The organism is uncultured Brachybacterium sp. (genome assembly GCF_947500705.1).
GTDB lineage: Bacteria > Actinomycetota > Actinomycetes > Actinomycetales > Dermabacteraceae > Brachybacterium.
Map to the genome: position 1 here is coordinate 113,751 of NZ_CANMSY010000002.1, position 18,161 is coordinate 131,911.

20 protein-coding genes are annotated in these 18,161 nt (G+C 69.2%); 7 read left to right on the top strand and 13 right to left on the bottom strand.

What is annotated here, in order from left to right:
* Nucleotides 1–18: 18 nt before the first annotated feature.
* Entirely contained in the window at nucleotides 19–498 is a 480-nt protein-coding gene (nrdR, locus tag Q0937_RS03620; protein ID WP_299299860.1) for a transcriptional regulator NrdR, read from the bottom strand.
* Between the two features lie 28 nt (nucleotides 499–526).
* Nucleotides 527–922, bottom strand: coding sequence for a peptidoglycan-binding protein LysM (locus Q0937_RS03625; RefSeq protein WP_299299862.1), 396 nt, complete (start codon nucleotides 920–922; stop codon nucleotides 527–529).
* A gap of 170 nt (nucleotides 923–1,092) precedes the next feature.
* Here Q0937_RS03625 and lexA point away from each other — a divergent pair, with 170 nt between their 5' ends.
* Nucleotides 1,093–1,794, top strand: a complete 702-nt coding sequence (gene lexA / locus Q0937_RS03630) for a transcriptional repressor LexA (protein WP_299299863.1) — start codon at nucleotides 1,093–1,095, stop codon at nucleotides 1,792–1,794.
* 22 nt (nucleotides 1,795–1,816) lie between these two features.
* Here lexA and Q0937_RS03635 read toward each other — a convergent pair whose 3' ends face one another.
* Together Q0937_RS03635 and hflX are read right to left on the bottom strand one after the other, a co-directional pair.
* Complete coding sequence (locus Q0937_RS03635; protein WP_299299865.1) at nucleotides 1,817–3,838, bottom strand: ATP-dependent DNA helicase; 2,022 nt, start codon at nucleotides 3,836–3,838, stop codon at nucleotides 1,817–1,819.
* Nucleotides 3,839–3,929: 91 nt separating this feature from the next.
* Nucleotides 3,930–5,504 carry a GTPase HflX gene (gene hflX, locus Q0937_RS03640; protein WP_299299867.1) on the bottom strand — a complete coding sequence of 525 codons (1,575 nt, stop codon included), beginning with the start codon at nucleotides 5,502–5,504 and terminating at the stop codon, nucleotides 3,930–3,932.
* A gap of 157 nt (nucleotides 5,505–5,661) precedes the next feature.
* Between hflX and Q0937_RS03645 the strand changes: the two genes are divergently transcribed.
* Nucleotides 5,662–6,279, top strand: a complete 618-nt coding sequence (locus Q0937_RS03645) for a class I SAM-dependent methyltransferase (protein WP_299299869.1) — start codon at nucleotides 5,662–5,664, stop codon at nucleotides 6,277–6,279.
* Nucleotides 6,280–6,393: 114 nt separating this feature from the next.
* On the opposite strand, the gene dapF is transcribed toward Q0937_RS03645, so the two are convergent.
* Together dapF and miaA are read right to left on the bottom strand one after the other, a co-directional pair.
* Nucleotides 6,394–7,242, bottom strand: a complete 849-nt coding sequence (dapF, locus tag Q0937_RS03650; protein WP_299299871.1) for a diaminopimelate epimerase — start codon at nucleotides 7,240–7,242, stop codon at nucleotides 6,394–6,396.
* A gap of 9 nt (nucleotides 7,243–7,251) precedes the next feature.
* Entirely contained in the window at nucleotides 7,252–8,232 is a 981-nt protein-coding gene (gene miaA / locus Q0937_RS03655) for a tRNA (adenosine(37)-N6)-dimethylallyltransferase MiaA (RefSeq protein ID WP_299299873.1), read from the bottom strand.
* A gap of 205 nt (nucleotides 8,233–8,437) precedes the next feature.
* Here miaA and Q0937_RS03660 point away from each other — a divergent pair, with 205 nt between their 5' ends.
* Nucleotides 8,438–8,893 carry a YbjN domain-containing protein gene (locus Q0937_RS03660; RefSeq protein WP_299299875.1) on the top strand — a complete coding sequence of 152 codons (456 nt, stop codon included), beginning with the start codon at nucleotides 8,438–8,440 and terminating at the stop codon, nucleotides 8,891–8,893.
* Between the two features lie 80 nt (nucleotides 8,894–8,973).
* Here the strand turns inward: Q0937_RS03660 and miaB are convergent, their stop codons facing one another.
* A complete protein-coding gene (miaB, locus tag Q0937_RS03665; protein ID WP_299299877.1) occupies nucleotides 8,974–10,587 on the bottom strand; it encodes a tRNA (N6-isopentenyl adenosine(37)-C2)-methylthiotransferase MiaB in 1,614 nt (537 codons plus the stop codon).
* 163 nt (nucleotides 10,588–10,750) lie between these two features.
* Here miaB and Q0937_RS03670 point away from each other — a divergent pair, with 163 nt between their 5' ends.
* The 4 genes from Q0937_RS03670 to Q0937_RS03685 all read left to right on the top strand — a co-directional run bounded on the left by Q0937_RS03670 (nucleotide 10,751) and on the right by Q0937_RS03685 (nucleotide 14,065).
* On the top strand, nucleotides 10,751–11,533 hold the full coding sequence (locus Q0937_RS03670) for an amino acid ABC transporter ATP-binding protein (RefSeq protein ID WP_299299879.1): 783 nt from the start codon (nucleotides 10,751–10,753) through the stop codon (nucleotides 11,531–11,533).
* A gap of 72 nt (nucleotides 11,534–11,605) precedes the next feature.
* A complete protein-coding gene (locus tag Q0937_RS03675; RefSeq protein WP_299299881.1) occupies nucleotides 11,606–12,490 on the top strand; it encodes a glutamate ABC transporter substrate-binding protein in 885 nt (294 codons plus the stop codon).
* A gap of 58 nt (nucleotides 12,491–12,548) precedes the next feature.
* Nucleotides 12,549–13,196, top strand: a complete 648-nt coding sequence (locus Q0937_RS03680) for an amino acid ABC transporter permease (RefSeq protein ID WP_299299883.1) — start codon at nucleotides 12,549–12,551, stop codon at nucleotides 13,194–13,196.
* Nucleotides 13,193–14,065 (top strand): amino acid ABC transporter permease, encoded by an 873-nt coding sequence (locus Q0937_RS03685; RefSeq protein WP_299299885.1) that lies wholly within the window; start codon nucleotides 13,193–13,195, stop codon nucleotides 14,063–14,065. Before Q0937_RS03680 ends, Q0937_RS03685 begins: the two co-directional genes overlap by 4 nt.
* Before the next feature lie 103 nt (nucleotides 14,066–14,168).
* Here the strand turns inward: Q0937_RS03685 and Q0937_RS03690 are convergent, their stop codons facing one another.
* From Q0937_RS03690 to pgsA, 6 genes are all read right to left on the bottom strand, one after another.
* Nucleotides 14,169–14,867, bottom strand: coding sequence for a regulatory protein RecX (locus tag Q0937_RS03690; RefSeq protein WP_299299887.1), 699 nt, complete (start codon nucleotides 14,865–14,867; stop codon nucleotides 14,169–14,171).
* A 3-nt stretch (nucleotides 14,868–14,870) separates the two neighbouring features.
* A complete protein-coding gene (gene recA / locus Q0937_RS03695) occupies nucleotides 14,871–15,992 on the bottom strand; it encodes a recombinase RecA (protein WP_299299889.1) in 1,122 nt (373 codons plus the stop codon).
* A gap of 257 nt (nucleotides 15,993–16,249) precedes the next feature.
* Complete coding sequence (locus tag Q0937_RS03700) at nucleotides 16,250–16,474, bottom strand: DUF3046 domain-containing protein (RefSeq protein ID WP_299299890.1); 225 nt, start codon at nucleotides 16,472–16,474, stop codon at nucleotides 16,250–16,252.
* Between the two features lies 1 nt (nucleotide 16,475).
* Nucleotides 16,476–16,781: a helix-turn-helix domain-containing protein gene (locus Q0937_RS03705; RefSeq protein ID WP_299299892.1), complete on the bottom strand. Its 306-nt coding sequence runs from the start codon at nucleotides 16,779–16,781 to the stop codon at nucleotides 16,476–16,478.
* A 180-nt stretch (nucleotides 16,782–16,961) separates the two neighbouring features.
* Entirely contained in the window at nucleotides 16,962–17,504 is a 543-nt protein-coding gene (locus Q0937_RS03710) for a CinA family protein (protein ID WP_299299894.1), read from the bottom strand.
* Nucleotides 17,501–18,091 carry a CDP-diacylglycerol--glycerol-3-phosphate 3-phosphatidyltransferase gene (gene pgsA / locus Q0937_RS03715; protein ID WP_299299896.1) on the bottom strand — a complete coding sequence of 197 codons (591 nt, stop codon included), beginning with the start codon at nucleotides 18,089–18,091 and terminating at the stop codon, nucleotides 17,501–17,503. The genes Q0937_RS03710 and pgsA overlap by 4 nt, the downstream gene beginning before the upstream one ends.
* Between the last annotated feature and the right edge of the window lie 70 nt (nucleotides 18,092–18,161).

Sequence of the window (18,161 nt, forward strand, 5' to 3'; positions counted from 1 at the left end):
GGGCCCGCCCCGCTCAGCTCAGACGGAGGCACCCTCGATGCCCGCGCCGTGCAGGCCTTCGGCACGCAGACGTGCAATCGCGGCCTCGAAGTCCTCGAGCGAGTCGAACGCCTGGTACACGCTGGCGAAGCGCAGATAGGCGACGACATCAAGCTCCTGGAGCGGCTGCAGGATCGACAGGCCCACCTGATGCGCATCGATCTCTGCGAGCCCGCTCGAACGGATGCTCTCCTCGACGCGCTGAGCGAGCATGGCCAGCTGATCATCGCTGACCGGACGTCCCTGACAGGCCTTGCGCACCCCGGAGATCACCTTCGCCCGACTGAACGGCTCGCTGACCCCGGAGCGCTTGAGCACCGACAGCGACGCAGTCTCCGAGGTGGAGAAGCGCCGGGAGCAGTTGGGGCACTGACGACGGCGACGGATCGTCGCACCGTCATCAGACGTGCGCGAGTCCACGACGCGCGAATCGGAGTGGCGACAGAACGGACAGTGCATCCGCCCAGGGTACCGGCATCGGATCCGCTCAGCGGCTCGCATCTCCTGGAACGGGCAGCTCGATCTGCTGGCCCGCGGTCACCCGGCCGGTGGGCAGGTGGTTGAGGGTGCGCACCTCTGCGACGAACTCCTGCTCGCTCATGGCCTCCGGAGCGAACTCCTCCGCGTAGCCCCAGAGGGTGTCCCCCGCCTCGACCGTGATCGTGACGGGCTGCTCGGACTCGGTCCCGGCCAGCGCCGCGGGAAGATCCACCGTGAGCAGCACGGCGGCTGCCACGAGCAGTCCCAGCAGGAACGCGAGGCCGGTGAGGAGCAGTCGTCCCCGCCGGGTGGGCACGAGTCGAACGCGTGCTCGAGCTGCATCCTCGGCGCGCTGCTCGTGCTGCGGCGGAAGAGGGAGGACCATGACGGTACCGGTATGCATATCCGAACTCCTGTTCGATCGAATGTATGTGCGACTCTAACCCGACCGTCCAGCGACACGCAAGAGAAACATCGAACACCTGTTTGGCTTCTGCCTCGTGCCGCCCTACGCTGGGTCACACCACATACGGAACCGCGAGGGTCCGACAGACGACGCCAGGAGGCCTCACGATGACGCCGAGCACCCCCAAGCCGATCCGGTCCCGGGGCGAGGCCCCCGCCGACGAGCGCACCGAGGGGCTGACCCGGCGGCAGCGGCTGATCCTGGAGACGATCAACGCGGCGGTCGCTTCTCACGGCTACCCGCCCACCATGCGCGAGATCGGTGATGCCGTGGGGCTGACCTCCTCCTCGTCAGTGGCCCATCAGCTGCAGTCCCTCGAGCGCAAGGGCTTCCTGCGCCGCGACCCCAAGCGACCCCGTGCGATGGAGGTCGTGATGCCGGAGGCCGACGACACCCCCGCGCCCCTGCCGGCACCGGCGCCCGAGCTCAGCCCGAACTCGGTGACGGTGCCGCTGGTGGGGCGGATCGCCGCCGGCGTGCCGATCACCGCCGAGGAGCAGATCGAGGACGTCTTCACCCTGCCCCAGCGTCTGGTGGGCGACGGCGACCTCTTCCTGCTCCAGGTGGTCGGGGATTCGATGATCGATGCCGCCATCTGTGATGGTGACTGGGTCGTGGTGCGCTCGCAGAACTCCGCGGAGAAGGGCGAGATCGTCGCGGCGATGATCGACGGCGAGGCCACCGTGAAAACGTTCGTGCAGCGCGACGACCACGTCTGGCTGATGCCCCACAATCCGGCCTTCGCACCGATCCTGGGTGATCACGCCGAGATCCTCGGGAAGATCGTGGCGGTGCTGCGCTCCGTCTGAGGCTCGTGAGGGTGCGCCGCGATCAGCTCTCGGAGAGTCGGCGCAGCGCGCCGAGTGCCACCTCAGGGTCCGAGGTGGGCCACAGCGGGGGCATCGACTCCCGCAGATAGCCGCCGTAACGAGCGGTCGAGAGCCGCGGATCCAGCACGGCGACCATCCCGCGGTCCGCCGTGGAGCGGATCAACCGCCCCGCTCCCTGGGCCAGCAGCAGGGCCGCGTGCTGAGCGGAGACTGCCATGAAGCCGTTCCCGCCGCGCTGCCCGATGCGTTCCTGGCGTGCTGAGGTGAGGGGATCATCCGGCCGCGGGAAGGGGATCCGGTCGATGGTGACCAGGCGCAGCGAGCGACCGGACACATCCACGCCCTGCCACAGGGTGAGAGTTCCGAACAGGCTCGCATCCTCCTCCTCACGGAAGGTGCGCACCAGATTCGCCATCGAGTCCTCGCCCTGCACCGCGATCGTCAGATCGAGACGGGCTCGCACATGCTCGGCGGCGAGCTCAGCGCCCCGTCGCGAGGAGAACAGGCACAGCGCACCGCCCCGTGAGGCCTCGACAAGCTCCGTGAGGTGGTCGAGCATCGCCGGGGAGGGTCCTTCGCGCCCCGGCTGCGGAAGGTGACGGGCGGTGTAGAGGATCCCCTGCCGGCGGTACTCGAAAGGACTGCCCACATCGAGTGCGGCCCAGGCGTTCGCGTCCTCCCTGGGCGGGAGCTCCGTCGGCTCCATGCGGGCTGCACGGGCCAGACCGACCTCCCCGGCAGCCGGCTCGAAGCGACCTCCGAGGGCCAGGGTGGCGGAGGTGAGCACCGCCGTGCGGTCCTCGAGGATCGCCCCGCGCATCGCCCCGGCGACGCTCAACGGAGCCACCTGGATGCTCGAGCGTCCGGTCGCCGGGGAGTGCGCGATGGAGACCACGTCATCCTCATCGGGGGCTGCGAGCCGTTCGCAGACGTCGATGATCTCCTGCAGGTTCGCTCGCACCGTCTTGCGGGCGCCGGCGGAGGAGTCGTCCCCCGCATCCTTCGCGTCGGAATGGGCGGTGCGGGCCTCGACGCGGAGCTGGGTGATCGCGTCGGCGAGCCGCGCCGGGAGGTCGCCGATCACGCGCCCATCGGGAGAGAGCTCGAGCGCTTCCCGCAGCTCCTCGGAGGCGTCGTCCAGGGCAGTGCCCGCCACGCCGAGACCACGCAGGTCCCGCACCGTGCCCCGGAGCATGCCGGGGGTGAGCACGTCCGTGACGGCGCTGGTCACCCGGGCCGAGAGGTCATGCGCCTCGTCGAAGACGACCACATCGTGGTCCGGGATGATGCCGTGGTTGTCGAACGCATCGATCGCGAGCAGCGCATGGTTGGTGACCACGATGTCGACCTCGCGCGCGAGCTCCCGGCTGCGCTCGGCGAAGCAGTCCTCGAACATCGGGCAGCTGCTGCCGATGCACTGGTTGCCGGTCACCGAGACCTGCCGCCAGGCGCGGTCGGAGACGGCATCCTGGAGCGAGTCCCGATCCCCGCTGTCCGTCTCCTCGGACCATTCCCGCAGCCGCCGCACCTGGTCACCGAGGCGCTCGCTCCCGGTGCGTGCCGGATCATTGGAGGCCTCGGCGAACAGTGCCCCGGCTTCCACGTCGACCGGATACCCACCGGCGATCTTGTGCTTGCACAGGTAGTTGGCTCGGCCCTTGAGCAGCGCGTAGGTAGGTGTGCGCGGCAGATGCGGGGCCACCGCCTCGACCAGGAGCGGGAGGTCCTTGCGCACGATCTGGGTCTGCAGCGCGATGGTCGCGGTGGAGATCACGACCGGACGCCCGCTGACCAGCGCGTGGCGCAGCGCCGGCACCAGATAGGCGAGGGACTTGCCGGTGCCGGTGCCTGCCTGCACCAGCAGATGGCGACCGCCGGACATCGCCAGATCCACGGATTCCGCCATCGCCTGCTGGCCCGGACGGGGTGCTCCGCCGATCGCTGTCACGGCGGCGTCCATCAAGGTGGACAGGGGAATCTCACCAGCCGCGGGAGACGCGGGATGGTCGGTGGCGGCGGTCATCAGGTCAGCGTATCCGCGTCCTGTCTCCCGTTGCCTCAGGCGCCAACCGACAGGCCTGTCCGCTGCCGCACATCTCTCGCAGCACTTCTGTTCAGGAGACACCCCGGAGCTCTGCGGCGAGAGCCTCGTCCACGCGGGCATGGAGTCGGGTGCCTTCCATCAGATGCTCCTCGGCGAGGACCTCGCCGGTGGAGTGGACCCGGGAGATGAGGTCACCACGGGAGTACGGCACCACCAGGTCGACCTCCACCGCAGGACGGGGCAGACGCTCGGCGATCAGCTCCCGCAGCTCCTCCATGCCCATTCCGGTGCGGGCAGAGACGACGATGCTGGTGCCGACCTGGCTGCGCAGTCTCGCGATGGTCTCCGGCTCCGCGATATCGGCCTTGTTCAGCACCACGATCTCGGGGACGTCGAAGCCCTCGAGCTCCCCGAGCACGGTGCGCACTGCGGTGATCTGCCCCTCGGGGTCCGGATGCGAGGCATCCACCACATGGAGCAGCAGGTCCGATCCACCGACCTCCTCGAGGGTGGAACGGAAGGCCTCGACCAGCTGCGTGGGCAGATGGCGGACGAAGCCGACCGTGTCCGCGTAGGTGAACTCGCGACCGTCCGGGGTGGTTGCGCGCCGCACGGTCGGGTCCAGGGTCGCGAACAGCGCGTTCTCGACCAGCACCCCCGCTCCGGTGAGGCGGTTGAGCAGGGAGGACTTGCCGGCGTTGGTGTAGCCGGCGATGGCGACGGCGGGCACCCGGTGACGAGCGCGATCCGCCCGCTGGGCGGCCCGTCCCGGTGCCATCGCCTTGATCTCACGGCGCAGCTTGGCCATGCGGTCCCGGATGCGGCGCCGGTCCAGCTCGATCTTCGTCTCACCCGGGCCGCGCGAGCCCATGCCGGCACCGGCCCCGCCCACCTGGCCACCGGCCTGTCGGGACATCGACTCGCCCCAGCCGCGCAGCCGCGGCAGCAGGTACTCCAGCTGCGCCAGCTCGACCTGCGCCTTGCCCTCGCGGGACTTGGCATGCTGGGCGAAGATGTCCAGGATCAGTGCGGTGCGGTCGATGACCTTCACCTTGACGATGTCCTCGAGCGCGCGGCGCTGGCCGGGCCCGAGCTCCCCGTCGGTGATCACGGTGTCGGCACCGTGGGAGGCGACCAGGTCAGCCAGTTCCGCGGCCTTGCCCTTGCCCAGGAAGGTCGCCGGGTCGGGATGTGCACGGCGCTGCAGGACCCCGTCGAGCACCTCGGAGCCGGCGGTCTCGGCGAGCGCTGCCAGCTCCTGCAGGCTGACCTCTGCGTCCTGGGCATTGCCCGAGGTGTAGAGACCGGCCAGGACCACCCGTTCCAGACGCAGCTGCCGATATTCGACCTCGGTGACGTCCTCGAGCTCGGTGGAGAGGCCGGCGACGCGGCGCAGCGCCTGCCGGTCGGCGAGGTCGTACTGCTCGCCGTCGGCGTCGGAGCTGTAGGTGACGGAGGAGACCGAGGCGTCCGCGCGCGAGAGGATCCGCTCGGTGAGAGCGTCACGGGCACGGGTCGACGCCGCCGGAGCGGCCTCTGCGGGGCCCTCTGCGTCGTGCACGTGCTCCGCGGCCCCGGCCCTCCCCGTGCTGGTCCCGTCGACGTCGGTGTCGGAGTCGGGTTCGGGATGGAAGGCGATGGGCACGGTCGGGGTACTCCTTGGTGTCGGGGAACTGCAGTGTTCCCAGACTCCCACGTCCGCACCCGCCGGTCGAGTGATTTTGCGCAGGGCGGAGCAGGCTCGGCCGTCGGTCGCGACGCTTCTGCTCGGCTCCCCTGCTTCTGCTCCGTATCCTGCAGGGGTGGACGAGCACTACTTCACCCCTTCCCCCGCGGCCGCAGATCGCCGCTTCCCCCTGCCCGTGCGCCTGGACGGTCGTGACCTGGACCTGATCTCGAGCAGCGCGGTCTTCAGCGGCCACGGCCTGGACAAGGCCACCGCAGTGCTGCTGGGCCGGCTCGATGAGGTCACCCAGCCGCCCTCCGGCGCGACGATCCTGGACCTCGGTTGCGGGTGGGGGCCGATCGCGCTGACGGCAGCGCTTCGCCATCCCGACGCGGACGTGTGGGCGGTCGACGTCAGCGAGCGCGCTCGCGAGCTGACCATCGAGAACGCGCGACGGGCAGGGCTGAGCAATGTGCGGGTGATCTCCCCGGAGGAGATCCCCGAGGATCTGACCGTGGATGCGATCTGGTCGAATCCACCGATCCGCATCGGCAAACCGGCGCTGCGCATGCTGCTGCTGGAGTGGATGGAACGGCTGCGTCCCCAGGGCACGGCGGCCCTCGTGGTCGGCAAGAATCTGGGAGCGGACCCCTTGGCGCGCTGGCTCGGTGAACAGCTGCCGGAGCGCACGGTCGCGAAGGTGGCGAGCGCGAAGGGCTTCAGAGTCCTCGAGATCGGGCCGACGACCGCCTGAGCCCGGGCTCCGAGCGCGGAGCGCGGAGTGCGGGGCGCGGAGTGCGGGGCGCGGGGAGCGGGCGACTGCGCAGCTCCGGGGGCGGGCGACTCAGTCCCTCAGATGGTCAGCCCCTCAGATCAGCATGGTCCCGTCGGCGACCAGCTGCGCGGGGCCGGTGAGGGTGACCTCGCCGTTCGCAGCCCAGCCCACCTGCAGGCGCCCACCAGGGACGTCCACGGTCCAGGGTTCACGCGACTCATCGCCCGCCCGGCGGGCCGCCGCGACTGCGACCGCAGCGACTCCGGTCCCACATGACCGGGTCTCCCCCACTCCGCGTTCATGGACCCGCATCGCGACGTGCCGGGGACCGCGCTCGGTGACCAGTTCGATGTTGGCGCCCTCTGCCGGCTCGGGGTCCAGGACGGGTCGGCGGCTGAGGTCGAGCCGCTCGAGCACGGCGTCGGCGGGGAGGAAGGCGACGGAGTGAGGATTGCCCATATCGACATCTGTCACCGCGAGGCGCTGCCCCGCGATCTCGACGATGCGGTGCTCCGAGCCGAGGCGGGAGGCGCCCATGCCCACGCGGACGCTCCATGGCGCGCCCGGGGTGGTGGGACGGTGAAGGATCTCCACCGAGCGCACCCCGGCGCGGGTGAGGATCGCGAAGCGGTCCTCCCGGACGTGCCCGGCGCGCTGCAGATGCGCGGCCAGCACCCGGACTCCGTTGCCGCACATCTCGGCGATCGAGCCGTCGGCGTTGCGGTAGTCCATGAACCACTCAGGGGCGTCGGGGGCCACCTCGATGCCGGCGCTGCGGGAGCGGACGGCGCGGATCACGCCGTCGCCTCCGATGCCGGCCCGGCGATCGGCGAGCGCGGCGACAGCGGCACCATCGAGGTCCAGCACGCCCTCGGGGTCATCCAGCACCACGAAGTCGTTCTCGGTCCCGTGCCCCTTGGTGAAGGCGATGCGCTCGTTCATGCCCTGAGCCTACGGTCGAGTGCCCGGCGACGCTGTGAGGAAGGACTCGATCCGGCGCAGGGCCTGCGCGACCAGGTCTGTCCCGAGCTCGGCATCGAGCCACTGCACCCGCTGATCGCGTCGGAACCAGGTGTCCTGCTTGCGCACCAGGCGCCGGGTGCCCGTGACCGTCTCCTCGATCGCCTCCGGGCACTTCATGGTCCCCTCGAGCACCGCGATCCCCTGCTCGTAGCCGATCGCCCGGCGAGCGGTGAGGCCCTGGTCCAGACCGTGCTCGCGCAGGCCGCGGATCTCCTCCAAGAGCCCCTGCTCGACCATCCGCTGCACCCGAGCGGCGATCCGTGCATGCAGCAGCGGACGCTCCAGGCGCAGCCCGAGCTGGAGGGTGTCGGAGTCGACGTGGTGAGGACGCGGCAGGAAGGCGGCGAAGGGACGCCCGGTGAGCTCGCCGACCTCGAGCGCTCTCACGATCCGCCGGGTGTCGTGGTGGCCGATCGTGCGCGCCGCCTCCGGGTCCGTTCCCGCGAGCTCGCGATGCAGAGCCTCCGGCCCCACCTGGGCGGCGCGCTCCTCCAGTCGAGCCCGGACATCGGGATCAGTGGGCGGGAACTCGATGTCGTCCAGGGCCGCGCGCACGTACAGCCCTGAGCCGCCGACCAGGATCGGCACCCGCCCGCGGCCACGGATCGTCGCGACCGCCGCTCGTGCGGCGCGCTGGTAGGCGGACACGCTCGCCTCCTGGGTCACCTCCAGCACATCCAGCAGATGATGCGGGACCCCGCGGCGCTCCTGCACGGTGACCTTCGCGGTGCCGATGTCCATTCCCCGGTACAGCTGCAGCGCGTCGGCATTGACGACCTCTCCATCCAGGCGCTCCGCGAGGGCGATCGCGAGATCCGACTTGCCGGTGGCGGTGGCGCCGACCACTGCGATCAGGGGGGCGCGGGAGGCCGCCGCAGCGGTCCCGGGCCGAGCGGCGGGGGCATCCATGGGAGGCACACTATCGGCGTGCAGCGGCGATCCTCCTCCACGCCCGACATCGAGGGTCAGCGGGATCACCACGACCAGGCGAGACCTTCCCATGGGGAGGGAGTAGGGTGATCCGCGATCCGAGACCTCGGATCGCCCTGATCCCTACGTCGAACGCTCGAGGTTGGAAGTGACTGCACCGAACGAGTCCCCTGTTCATACGGACATGGACTCTGCCGAAGGTCTGGCGCCCCTGTCCCTGTCACGGGTCGAGGACAGCCTCACCCGCTACGGCTATGCCTTCGTCCAAGATGATGAGCATCCCGACATCGTGCGTGCCCGTTTCGACGATTACAGATTCCAGTTCATGATCTCCGGGGACGAGCACGGCGTGCTGCAGACCCGCGGCCGGTGGAGCCACTCCGTGGATGTCTCCCGCAAGGTGGAGATGATCAAGCTCTGCAACGAGTGGAACATGAACCGGATCTGGCCCAAGGTCTATGTGCGCCGCGAGTCGGAGGGCCTGCTCGGCGTCTATGGCGAGCTCGCCGCGGATTTCCGCGCCGGCGCGCTGGATTCCCAGATCGACAACGCGATCAAGTGCGGTCTGAGCACCGTGATCGCGTTCTTCCACAGCCTGGAGGAGCGTCTCGGCCCCGAGCTCGACGAGCTCGACGTCTGAGGCGTCGCCGGTTCGCTGCCGGCGCAGAGGGCGATGGCCGACACCCCCGGGTGCCGGCCATCGCCCTCTGTGCCCGGTGCTCAGGCGCGCCGCATCTCCGGCATCCCCAGGATGACCGGGCCGCTCGCCGCCGTGCCACCGCCGGTGCCGCAGGAACTGCCGGCGTCGACGCCCTGCACGACGCCCGCTTCCCATGCGTCTCCCGAACGGGTGCGTCGTACGGAGAAGCGCTCCGGGCTCCGGGCAGCCCGTTCCGGGCCGCCCTCGGCCAGCGCGCTGTCCGCGATGAGGTAGTAGGGCGCGGCATGTGTCACGGTCGCCGTGACGAGATCCCCGGGTCGGGGGCGCTCCGCGTCCGTGATCCCCTCGGGCAGCGAGAAGTGGACCAGCCGGTGGTCGCGGGCCCGGCCGGAGAGGCGCTGGGTCTGTGCATCGCGGCCGCCCTCCCCGTCGGCCACCAGGATCTCGACGGTGCTCCCCTCGAGCTTCTGGTTCTCCTCGTGGGCGAGCCGGTCCTGGAGCGCGGTGAGGCGCTCGAACCTCTCCTGGACGATCTCCTTGGGGATCTGGTCGTCCATGGTCGCAGCGGGGGTACCGGGGCGGATCGAGTACTGGAAGGTGTACGCATTCGAGAATCGCGACGCCTCCACCACGTCGAGGGTGCGCTGGAAGTCGTCCTCGGTCTCGCCGGGGAAGCCGACGATGATATCCGTGGTGATCGCCGCTTCCGGAATGCGGTCCCTGACCTTCTCCAGGATGCCGAGGAACTTCCTGCTGCGGTAGGACCGCTTCATCCGGCGCAGCACGTCGTCGCTGCCGGACTGCAGAGGCATGTGCAGCTGCGGCATCACATTGGGGGTCTCTGCCATCGCATCGATCACGTCGTCGGTGAACATCGCCGGGTGCGGAGAGGTGAAGCGCACGCGCTCCAGCCCGCCGATCTCTCCGCACGCGCGCAGCAGCTTGGCGAAGGCGCCGCGGTCGCCGAACTCGACGCCGTAGGAGTTCACGTTCTGCCCCAGCAGGGTGACCTCGAGGGCGCCGGAGTCGACCACGTCGCGCACCTCGGCGAGGATCTCGCCGGGACGCCGGTCCTTCTCCTTGCCGCGCAGCGAGGGCACGATGCAGAAGGTGCAGGTGTTGTTGCAGCCCACGGAGATCGAGACCCAGGCGGCGTAGGCGGATTCGCGCCGGGTGGGCAGGGTCGAGGGGAACACCTCGAGCGACTCGAGGATCTCCACCTGCGCCTCGGTGTTGTGCCGGGAACGGTCCAGCAGCACCGGGAGCGAGCCGATGTTGTGGGTGCCGAAGACGACATCGACCCAGGGCGCACGCTCGACGATCGTCTCGCGGTCCTTCTGGGCGAGGCAGCCGCCGACGGCGATCTGCATGCCGGGATTGGCGTCCTTGCCGGGACGCAGCGAGCCCAGGGTGCCGTAGAGCTTCTTGTCCGCGTTCTCGCGCACTGCACAGGTGTTGAACACGATCACATCGACCTCGCCGCGGCGCGCGTCGGCACCCTCCGGCGCAGCGACATATCCGGACCCCTCGAGCATGCCGGTGAGGCGCTCGGAATCGTGGACGTTCATCTGGCAGCCGAAGGTGCGCACCTGGTAGGTGCCTCGGGGCGACGCGGAAGCGTGGACCTCGGCGGACTGAAGGCCGATGGTCGGGACGTGGGAGCTGAGGGGCATAGTGCTCCCAGGGTACGACTCCAACTCACCTGGAGCCATCTCCGCAGATCCCGGATGGGCACTGCCACCTGCAGATCCACCGCCGCTGGAGGAAGGTCACAACATCGTGACGGTGCCCTGCGAGGAGGCTGGGTCGACGGTCACGTGGCTTAGCGTTCCGTCCATGACGCAGACCACACCACACCCCGAGGAGGCAGGCTCCCGGGCGGGACACCCGCTCGTCCAGCTGACCGGGGTGCAGAAGCACTTCGGCGACCTGCACGTGCTCAAGGACATCGAGCTCGAGGTCGCGGCCGGCGAAGTGGTGGTCGTGCTCGGTCCGTCAGGTTCGGGCAAGTCCACCCTGTGCCGCACGATCAACCGGCTGGAGACCATCGACGAGGGCGAGATCCGCGTCGACGGCGAGCTGCTGCCCACCTCGGGAGCGGGCCTGGCCAAGCTCCGCTCGGAGGTGGGGATGGTGTTCCAGTCCTTCAACCTCTTCGCGCACAAGACCGTGCTGCAGAACATCACCGTCGCCCCGATCAAGGTCAAGGGCATCCCCCGCAGAGATGCAGAGGTCACCGGGATGGAGCTGCTCGAGAGGGTGGGCGTCGCGGACCAGGCCGACAAGCTCCCCGCTCAGCTCTCCGGCGGCCAGCAGCAGCGCGTCGCGATCGCTCGATCGCTGGCGATGTCGCCGAAGGTGATGCTCTTCGATGAACCGACCTCAGCCCTGGATCCGGAGATGATCAGCGAGGTCATCGAGGTGATGACGGGCCTGGCCAAGGACGGGATGACGATGATCGTGGTCACCCACGAGATGGGCTTCGCCCGCCGCACCGCTGACCGGGTCGTGTTCATGGACTCCGGTCGGATCGTCGAAGTGCGCCCGCCCGAGGAGTTCTTCTCCTCCCCGCAGACGGATCGGGCCAAGGACTTCCTGGGCAAGATCCTCCACAACTGACCTCACGGTCCACCCACCCCGGTCTTCGCCGGGCCCTACCGAACCCGTTCCGCTCTTTCGAAGGAGAACCCTATGAGCAAGCCCCTGAACCGACGCCTCTTCCTCACCGGCACGCTCGGCAGCGCCGCTGCGGTGGCCCTCGCCGCCTGCGGCGGTGGGGAGGAGGAGCCCACTGTCGCCGAGGTCGACACCGCCGACTTCCCCGAGGGATCCACCATGGCGGCCCTCGCCGAGGCCGGCACCCTCACCATCGGCACCAAGTTCGATCAGCCCCTGTTCGGACAGGCCGGACCGGATGGGAACCCGGTCGGCTTCGACGTCGAGATCGGCAAGATCATCGCCGGGGCCCTGGGCATCGCCGCCGGCGACATCAAGTGGAGCGAGACCGTCTCCGCGAACCGTGAACCGTTCATCGAGAACGGGCAGGTCGACATCGTGGTGGCGACCTACACGATCAACGACACCCGCAAGGAGGTCGTCGATTTCGCCGGGCCGTACTACGAGGCCGGTCAGGCACTGATGGTCCTCATCGACAACGAGGACATCACCGGCGAGGACTCGCTGGCCGGCAAGAAGGTCGCCTCCGTGGAGGGTTCGACTCCGGCGCAGTACATCCTCGACAACCATCCCGATTCCGAGCTGGTCTCCTTCGACACCTACTCCAACTGCGTGACCGCGCTGATCAACGGCCAGGTCGACGTCGTCACCACGGACAACGTCATCCTCGCGGGCTTCGTCGCCGCGGATGAGGAGAACCTCAAGCTCGTCAACGACGGGGAGACCTTCACCACCGAGCCGTACGGGGTGGGTCTGGCCAAGGGCGACGATGACTTCCGCACCTTCCTCAACGACACCCTCCAGGCGGCGTACGACGACGGCACCTGGGCGAAGGCCTGGGAGGACACCGCCGGGGTCGTGCTGCCCACCCCGGAGCCGCCCGCGATCGACCGCTACTGATCATCGCCACTGCGTCAGGCCGGCATCGCTGCCGGCCTGACGCCAGCCAGGAGCTCCCATGGACACCTTCCTCATCGAGCGCGACATGCTGTGGACCGCCTTCTCCACCACGCTCACGCTGGCCGCGATCTCCGGCGCGATCTCCCTCGTGCTCGGCACGCTGATCGCGGCCCTGCGAGTATCCCCGTACGCCCCGCTGCGGGCTCTCGCCACGGCGTACACCGAGTTCCTGCGCAACACCCCGCTGACGATCGTGTTCTTCTTCTATGTGTTCGTCACCCCCTCGATGGGCTTCACCTTCGACTACAAGGTGGCGGCCGTGATCGCCCTGTCCTGCTACACCTCGGCCTTCGTCGCGGAGGCGGTGCGCTCAGGCATCAACTCGGTCACCGTGGGGCAGGCGGAGGCAGCGCGATCGCTGGGCATGTCCTTCAGCCAGAACCTCTCGATCGTCGTGCTCCCCCAAGCGTTCCGGACCGCCATTCCCCCGCTGATCAGTGTGTTCATCGCCCTGGTGAAGAACACCTCGGTCGCAGGCGCGTTCGGGGTCTTCGAGCTGTTCGCCCTCTCGAAACGACTGACGAACGTCTACTCGGCGGACGTCATCGCGATCCTGGTGGGCGTGGCCCTGTGCTACCTCCTCCTGTGCATCCCGCTCGGACAGCTGGCCGGGCATCTCGAGCGGAAGGTGGCGTTCGCGCGATGAGCAGCACCAGCGGTCCTGTCCTCTACGACGTCGCCGGGCCCGACGAGAAGAAGCGCGAGCGGAGGATCTCGATCGTTCTCGGTGTGGTCCTGGTGGCCCTCGCCGGCGGGCTGATCGCCCTGTTCGCCCGCAATGGCGTCTTCGATGACCGGTGGAGGGTCCTGGTGGACGTGCCCCCGAACTTCGCGGGCTTCGAGACCATGCACGTGTGGCAGGCGATCTTCCGAGGGCTGGGCAACACCCTGCTGGCCGCCGTGATCGCCTTGCCGCTGGCCGCTCTGCTGGCCGTGGTGCTGGTCTCCCTGCGCGCCTCGCCGTTCCTCCCGGTGCGGTGGCTGGTGATGGCGATCACGGAGGTCTTCCGAGGGCTGCCGGTGGTGCTGGTGATGTTCTTCGGAATTCTGGTGCTGCCGGGAGCGACCCCGCTGATCGCCGTCGTGTTCGGGCTCGTGCTGTACAACGCCGCGGTGTTCGCCGAGATCCTGCGCGCTGGCATCGCCGCACTCCCCAAGGGGCAGACGGAAGCCGCCGAGTCCCTCGGCATGAGGCCCTTCCTCATCTACCGGGACATCCAGCTCCCGCAGGCGGTGCGCATGATGCTGCCCTCCCTGATCGCCCAGGGCGTGGTCCTGGTCAAGGACTCCTCGCTCGGCTACATCGTGGGCTATGCCGAGCTGCTGCGCAGCGTCAGCAGGGTCTCGGACGCTCTGACGAACGCGCAATACCTGCTGCCGCTGCTCACGGTCGGCGCCGCGGTGTACATCGCGCTGAACATCAGCCTGTCCCGAGTGGCGGTCTGGGTGCAGCGCCGCAGCAGCTTCGCCCGCAAGGCACCAACGCGGATCACCGAGGCGCCGCCGCTCCCTTGAGTCCACGCCGCCCCCTGGCCCTGGGCCTGGGCCTGGGCCTGGGCCTGGGCCTGGGCCTGGGCCTGGGCCTGGGCCTGGGCCTGGGCCTGGGCCTGGGCGATCCTCAGCCCGCCGCCTCCTGCGCGGCGGCGCGGAGCTCTCCGGAAATCACATGGACGGCGAGGTCGCCCGGATATCCCTTCCGGGTGAGCAGGGCATCAAGGCGTCGCGAGAGCCGGCGCCGATGGGCGCCGTCGCGCTCCGTGCGCAGCTGCTCACGGTCGCGGTACCCGATCCGCGCGCGGACCAGCTCTCGACAGCGCAGCTCCTCGGCGCTGGCTTCCTCACCGGAGGACAGTGCCGCGGCGATCAGCTCGGGGTCCACCCGTTTCTTCTCCAGCTCGCGGCGCAGCGCCTCGTCGCCGAGGGCTCGCAGCTCCCGCCTCTGCCGGACCCACTCGTGGGCGAAAGCGGCATCATCGATCAGGCCGGCACGGTCGATGCGGGCCATCGCCTCGTGCGCGACCGCCCCCGGGACCTCCCGCTGCGTCAGTCGCTCCCGCATCTCGCCTGCCGAGCGGCGGCGCATGGACAGCAGCCTCATCAGGTACCGGCATTCGTGGACCACAGCCTTCTCCCGCTCGGCGTGCTCCGGATCCGTCACGGGGCGGGGGCGGTCCAGGATCTCCTGGGTCCGTTCGGTCAGCCGGGCATGGGTCCGCGTCTCCTGCGAGGACAGGGACCTCGAACGTTCCTGGTCAACGGCGGCGGCGCCGGCGACCAGGTGGTCGTCGGCGCCGCCGCCTGCGTGCTGAGGTGCCATCGATCAGATCGTGGCGGGGACGTCCTCGTCGAGGAACTCGTCCTCGCCGAGGGGCTCCTCGATCACCGGTGCCTCGGGCTCCGCGGCGTACTTGCCCACGCCGAGGGTCCGCAGGATCTTCTCCTCGATCTCCACGGCCAGATCCGGATTGTCCTTGAGGAACTGGCGAGAGTTCTCCTTGCCCTGTCCCAGCTGATCCCCCTCATAGGTGAACCAGGCGCCGGACTTGCGGACCAGGCCGTGCTCGACACCGAGGTCGATCAGACCGCCTTCGCGGGAGATCCCTTCGCCGTAGAGGATGTCGAACTCGGCCTGCTTGAAGGGCGGGGCCATCTTGTTCTTGACGACCTTGACGCGGGTGCGGTTGCCCACGGCGTCGGTGCCGGTCTTGAGAGTCTCGATCCGGCGGATGTCCATGCGCACCGAGGCGTAGAACTTGAGCGCCTTGCCGCCGGTGGTGGTCTCCGGGCTCCCGAAGAACACGCCGATCTTCTCACGCAGCTGGTTGATGAAGATCGCGGTGGTGCCTGAGGCGGAGAGGGCGCCGGTGAGCTTGCGCAGCGCCTGCGACATCAGGCGGGCCTGCAGGCCGACGTGGGAATCTCCCATCTCGCCTTCGATCTCGGCTTTGGGGACCAGCGCGGCGACCGAGTCGATGACCACGATGTCCAGCGCGCCGGAGCGGATCAGCATGTCGGTGATCTCCAGCGCCTGCTCACCGGTGTCGGGCTGGGAGACCAGCAGCGCGTCGGTGTCGACACCGAGCTTCTTCGCATAGTCCGGATCCATCGCATGCTCGGCATCGATGAAGGCGGCGATGCCGCCGTTGCGCTGCGCATTGGCCACGGCGTGCAGAGCGAGCGTGGTCTTGCCGGAGGACTCCGGGCCGTAGATCTCCACGATGCGTCCGCGAGGCAGACCGCCGATGCCCAGCGCCGCGTCCAGCGCCACCGAGCCGGTGGGGATGACCTCGACCGGCGGACGGGTGTCGTCACCCAGGCGCATGATCGAGCCCTTGCCGAACTGACGATCGATCTGGGCGAGCGCGCTGTCGAGCGAGGAGCTGCGATCCTTCGCGGACGATTTCGTGACCGGGGGCTTGGATGCTGACTTCGGTGCAGCCATGTGCTTGTTCCTTCCTGAGGGCCGGGAGTACCGACGCGGTGACCAGTGCGGCCACACTAGGCGCCGACCCCGACATTCGACCGCCGTCCCGGAACCCTGTGGAGGGAGTGGCTCTGGGGAGGAGAGGTCGATGTGTGGAGCGGGTGCTGGGAGGACCGTCGAGACACAGAATACCGAACAGACGTTCGAACGCGAACCTGATCGGGGCGTGTCGTGCGGTGTGTCGCGGGCGGAGCGTCTCGAGAGAGCCCGCGGGCTCAGCGTCGCCGCTGCGCGAGCGGGATCTCCCATCGCGCGGAGTCCGGGACGTCCATGGCCTCGCACAGTGCTGTCCACACGGAACGCACGGAGACCCCGTGCTCGAAGGCCTGCTCGGCGGTCAGGCCGCCGATTTCCTCGAGCACGAGGTCCTGGGTGTAGGTGCGCGCGAGCGCCGGCCCGAACACATGGTCGGCCAGCTCGGTGAACTCGCTGCGGCGCACCTCAGCGAGCGCCGACCAGCGGCTTGGTGCCGTCGACGAGGCCCTCGGGGACCGTGTCGGGGATCATGACCTGCTCAGCGATCGCGATCCTCTCGGACACCTCGTGCAGCACGTAGGACAACGGGAGGCCCAGCGCGTCGGTCACGGAGACCAGCAGCTCGCTGGAGGCCTCCTTCTGGCCGCGCTCGATCTCGCTGAGGTAGCCCAGCGACACGCGGGCGTCGGAGGATACCTGCCGGAGCGTGCGGCCCTGGGTACGGCGCGCGTCGCGCAGCACGTCACCGAGCTCCTGACGGAACAGGATCATGGACCTGCCTCCTTTCCTCTGGCTGTGGGTGAACTGATGGTGCACCTCGGGGATTCGGTACGTCGATGTCATCACAGAAGGCACAACGTCGACACCCGAGAAACTGTTCCCCAGAGTGTAGTGGGACACGCCCGAACATTCCCTGGAGGGTGTGTATGGCGGGACGATGGGGAGGACCGCTCAGCGTCGAGGGGCTGAGCTGGGCGGCTGCTGCTCCGCGAGCGCTTCGTCCAGCAGCTGGAGCGCGGCGTCCACGGTGCGGGTGCGGATCTCGGCTCTACCACCGCTGAGACGGAGTTCACGGGTCGCTGTCCGCCGGCCGCGCCGGGCGAGGCCCAGGAACACCGTGCCCTGCGCGGTGCCGCGCTCGTCAGGGCCGGGGCCGGCGACCCCGGTCGTGGAGACAGCGAGGTCGGCACCGTACAGGCGCAGCGCTCCCTCTGCCATCGCGGTCGCGACCTCTGCGGTCACCGCTCCGGTCCTGGCGAGCAGCCCGGCGTCGACCCCGAGCACACGGGTCTTGGCCTCGTAGGAGTAGCAGGCCGCTCCCCCGGCGATCGCCGCGCTGGCCCCTGGCGCATCCACCAGCCGCGCCACCAGTGCTCCGGCGGTCAGCGACTCGGCGGTCGCGATCCAGAATCCCTGTGCGGAGGCGCGCGCGATGAGTGACGCCGGGTCGACCGGGTACTCTGCGTCGTGCGCGGTGCCCGGAGCGGTGCTCATGCGCTCCCGGCCAGGGCCTCACGACGCAGCCGCAGGCCGTCCTTGAGGTTGACCGCTCCGGACCAGACGGTCAGCACCACGGCCAGCAGCACCAGCGCGAGCCCGATCCATCGGGCCGGGGTCCACCACAGCTCGAAGGGGATCAGGCAGAAGGTGATGGCGATGGTCTGGACCATCGTCTTGGCCTTGCCGGCCATATTGGCCGGCAGCGCCCCGTACTTGAGGATCGTGAAGCGCATGATCGTGATGCCGAACTCGCGCACCAGGATCAGGATGGTCATCCACCACGGCACGTACTCCCACACCGAGAGCATGATCAGCGCGGCCCCGGTCATCGCCTTGTCGGCGATCGGGTCCATGATCTTGCCGAAGTCGGTGATCAGGTTCCGGCTGCGTGCGAGATAGCCGTCCGCGAAGTCCGTGATCATCGCGAGCACGAACACCCCGGCGACCAGCAGCCTGCCGGGCACCGAGTCCGCATACAGGATCGCGAGCACCACCAGCAGCGGGACCATCGCGCACCTCACCATGGTGAGGATGTTGGCGATGTTCCAGAGCGGGACCTCATCGGTGCGAGGGGTGGTCATGAGGGCTCCTGGCTGGCTGTGGGGCGGGATCCGCATCGGCGATGCGGGTGGCGGGAGGGGGATGGGTTCT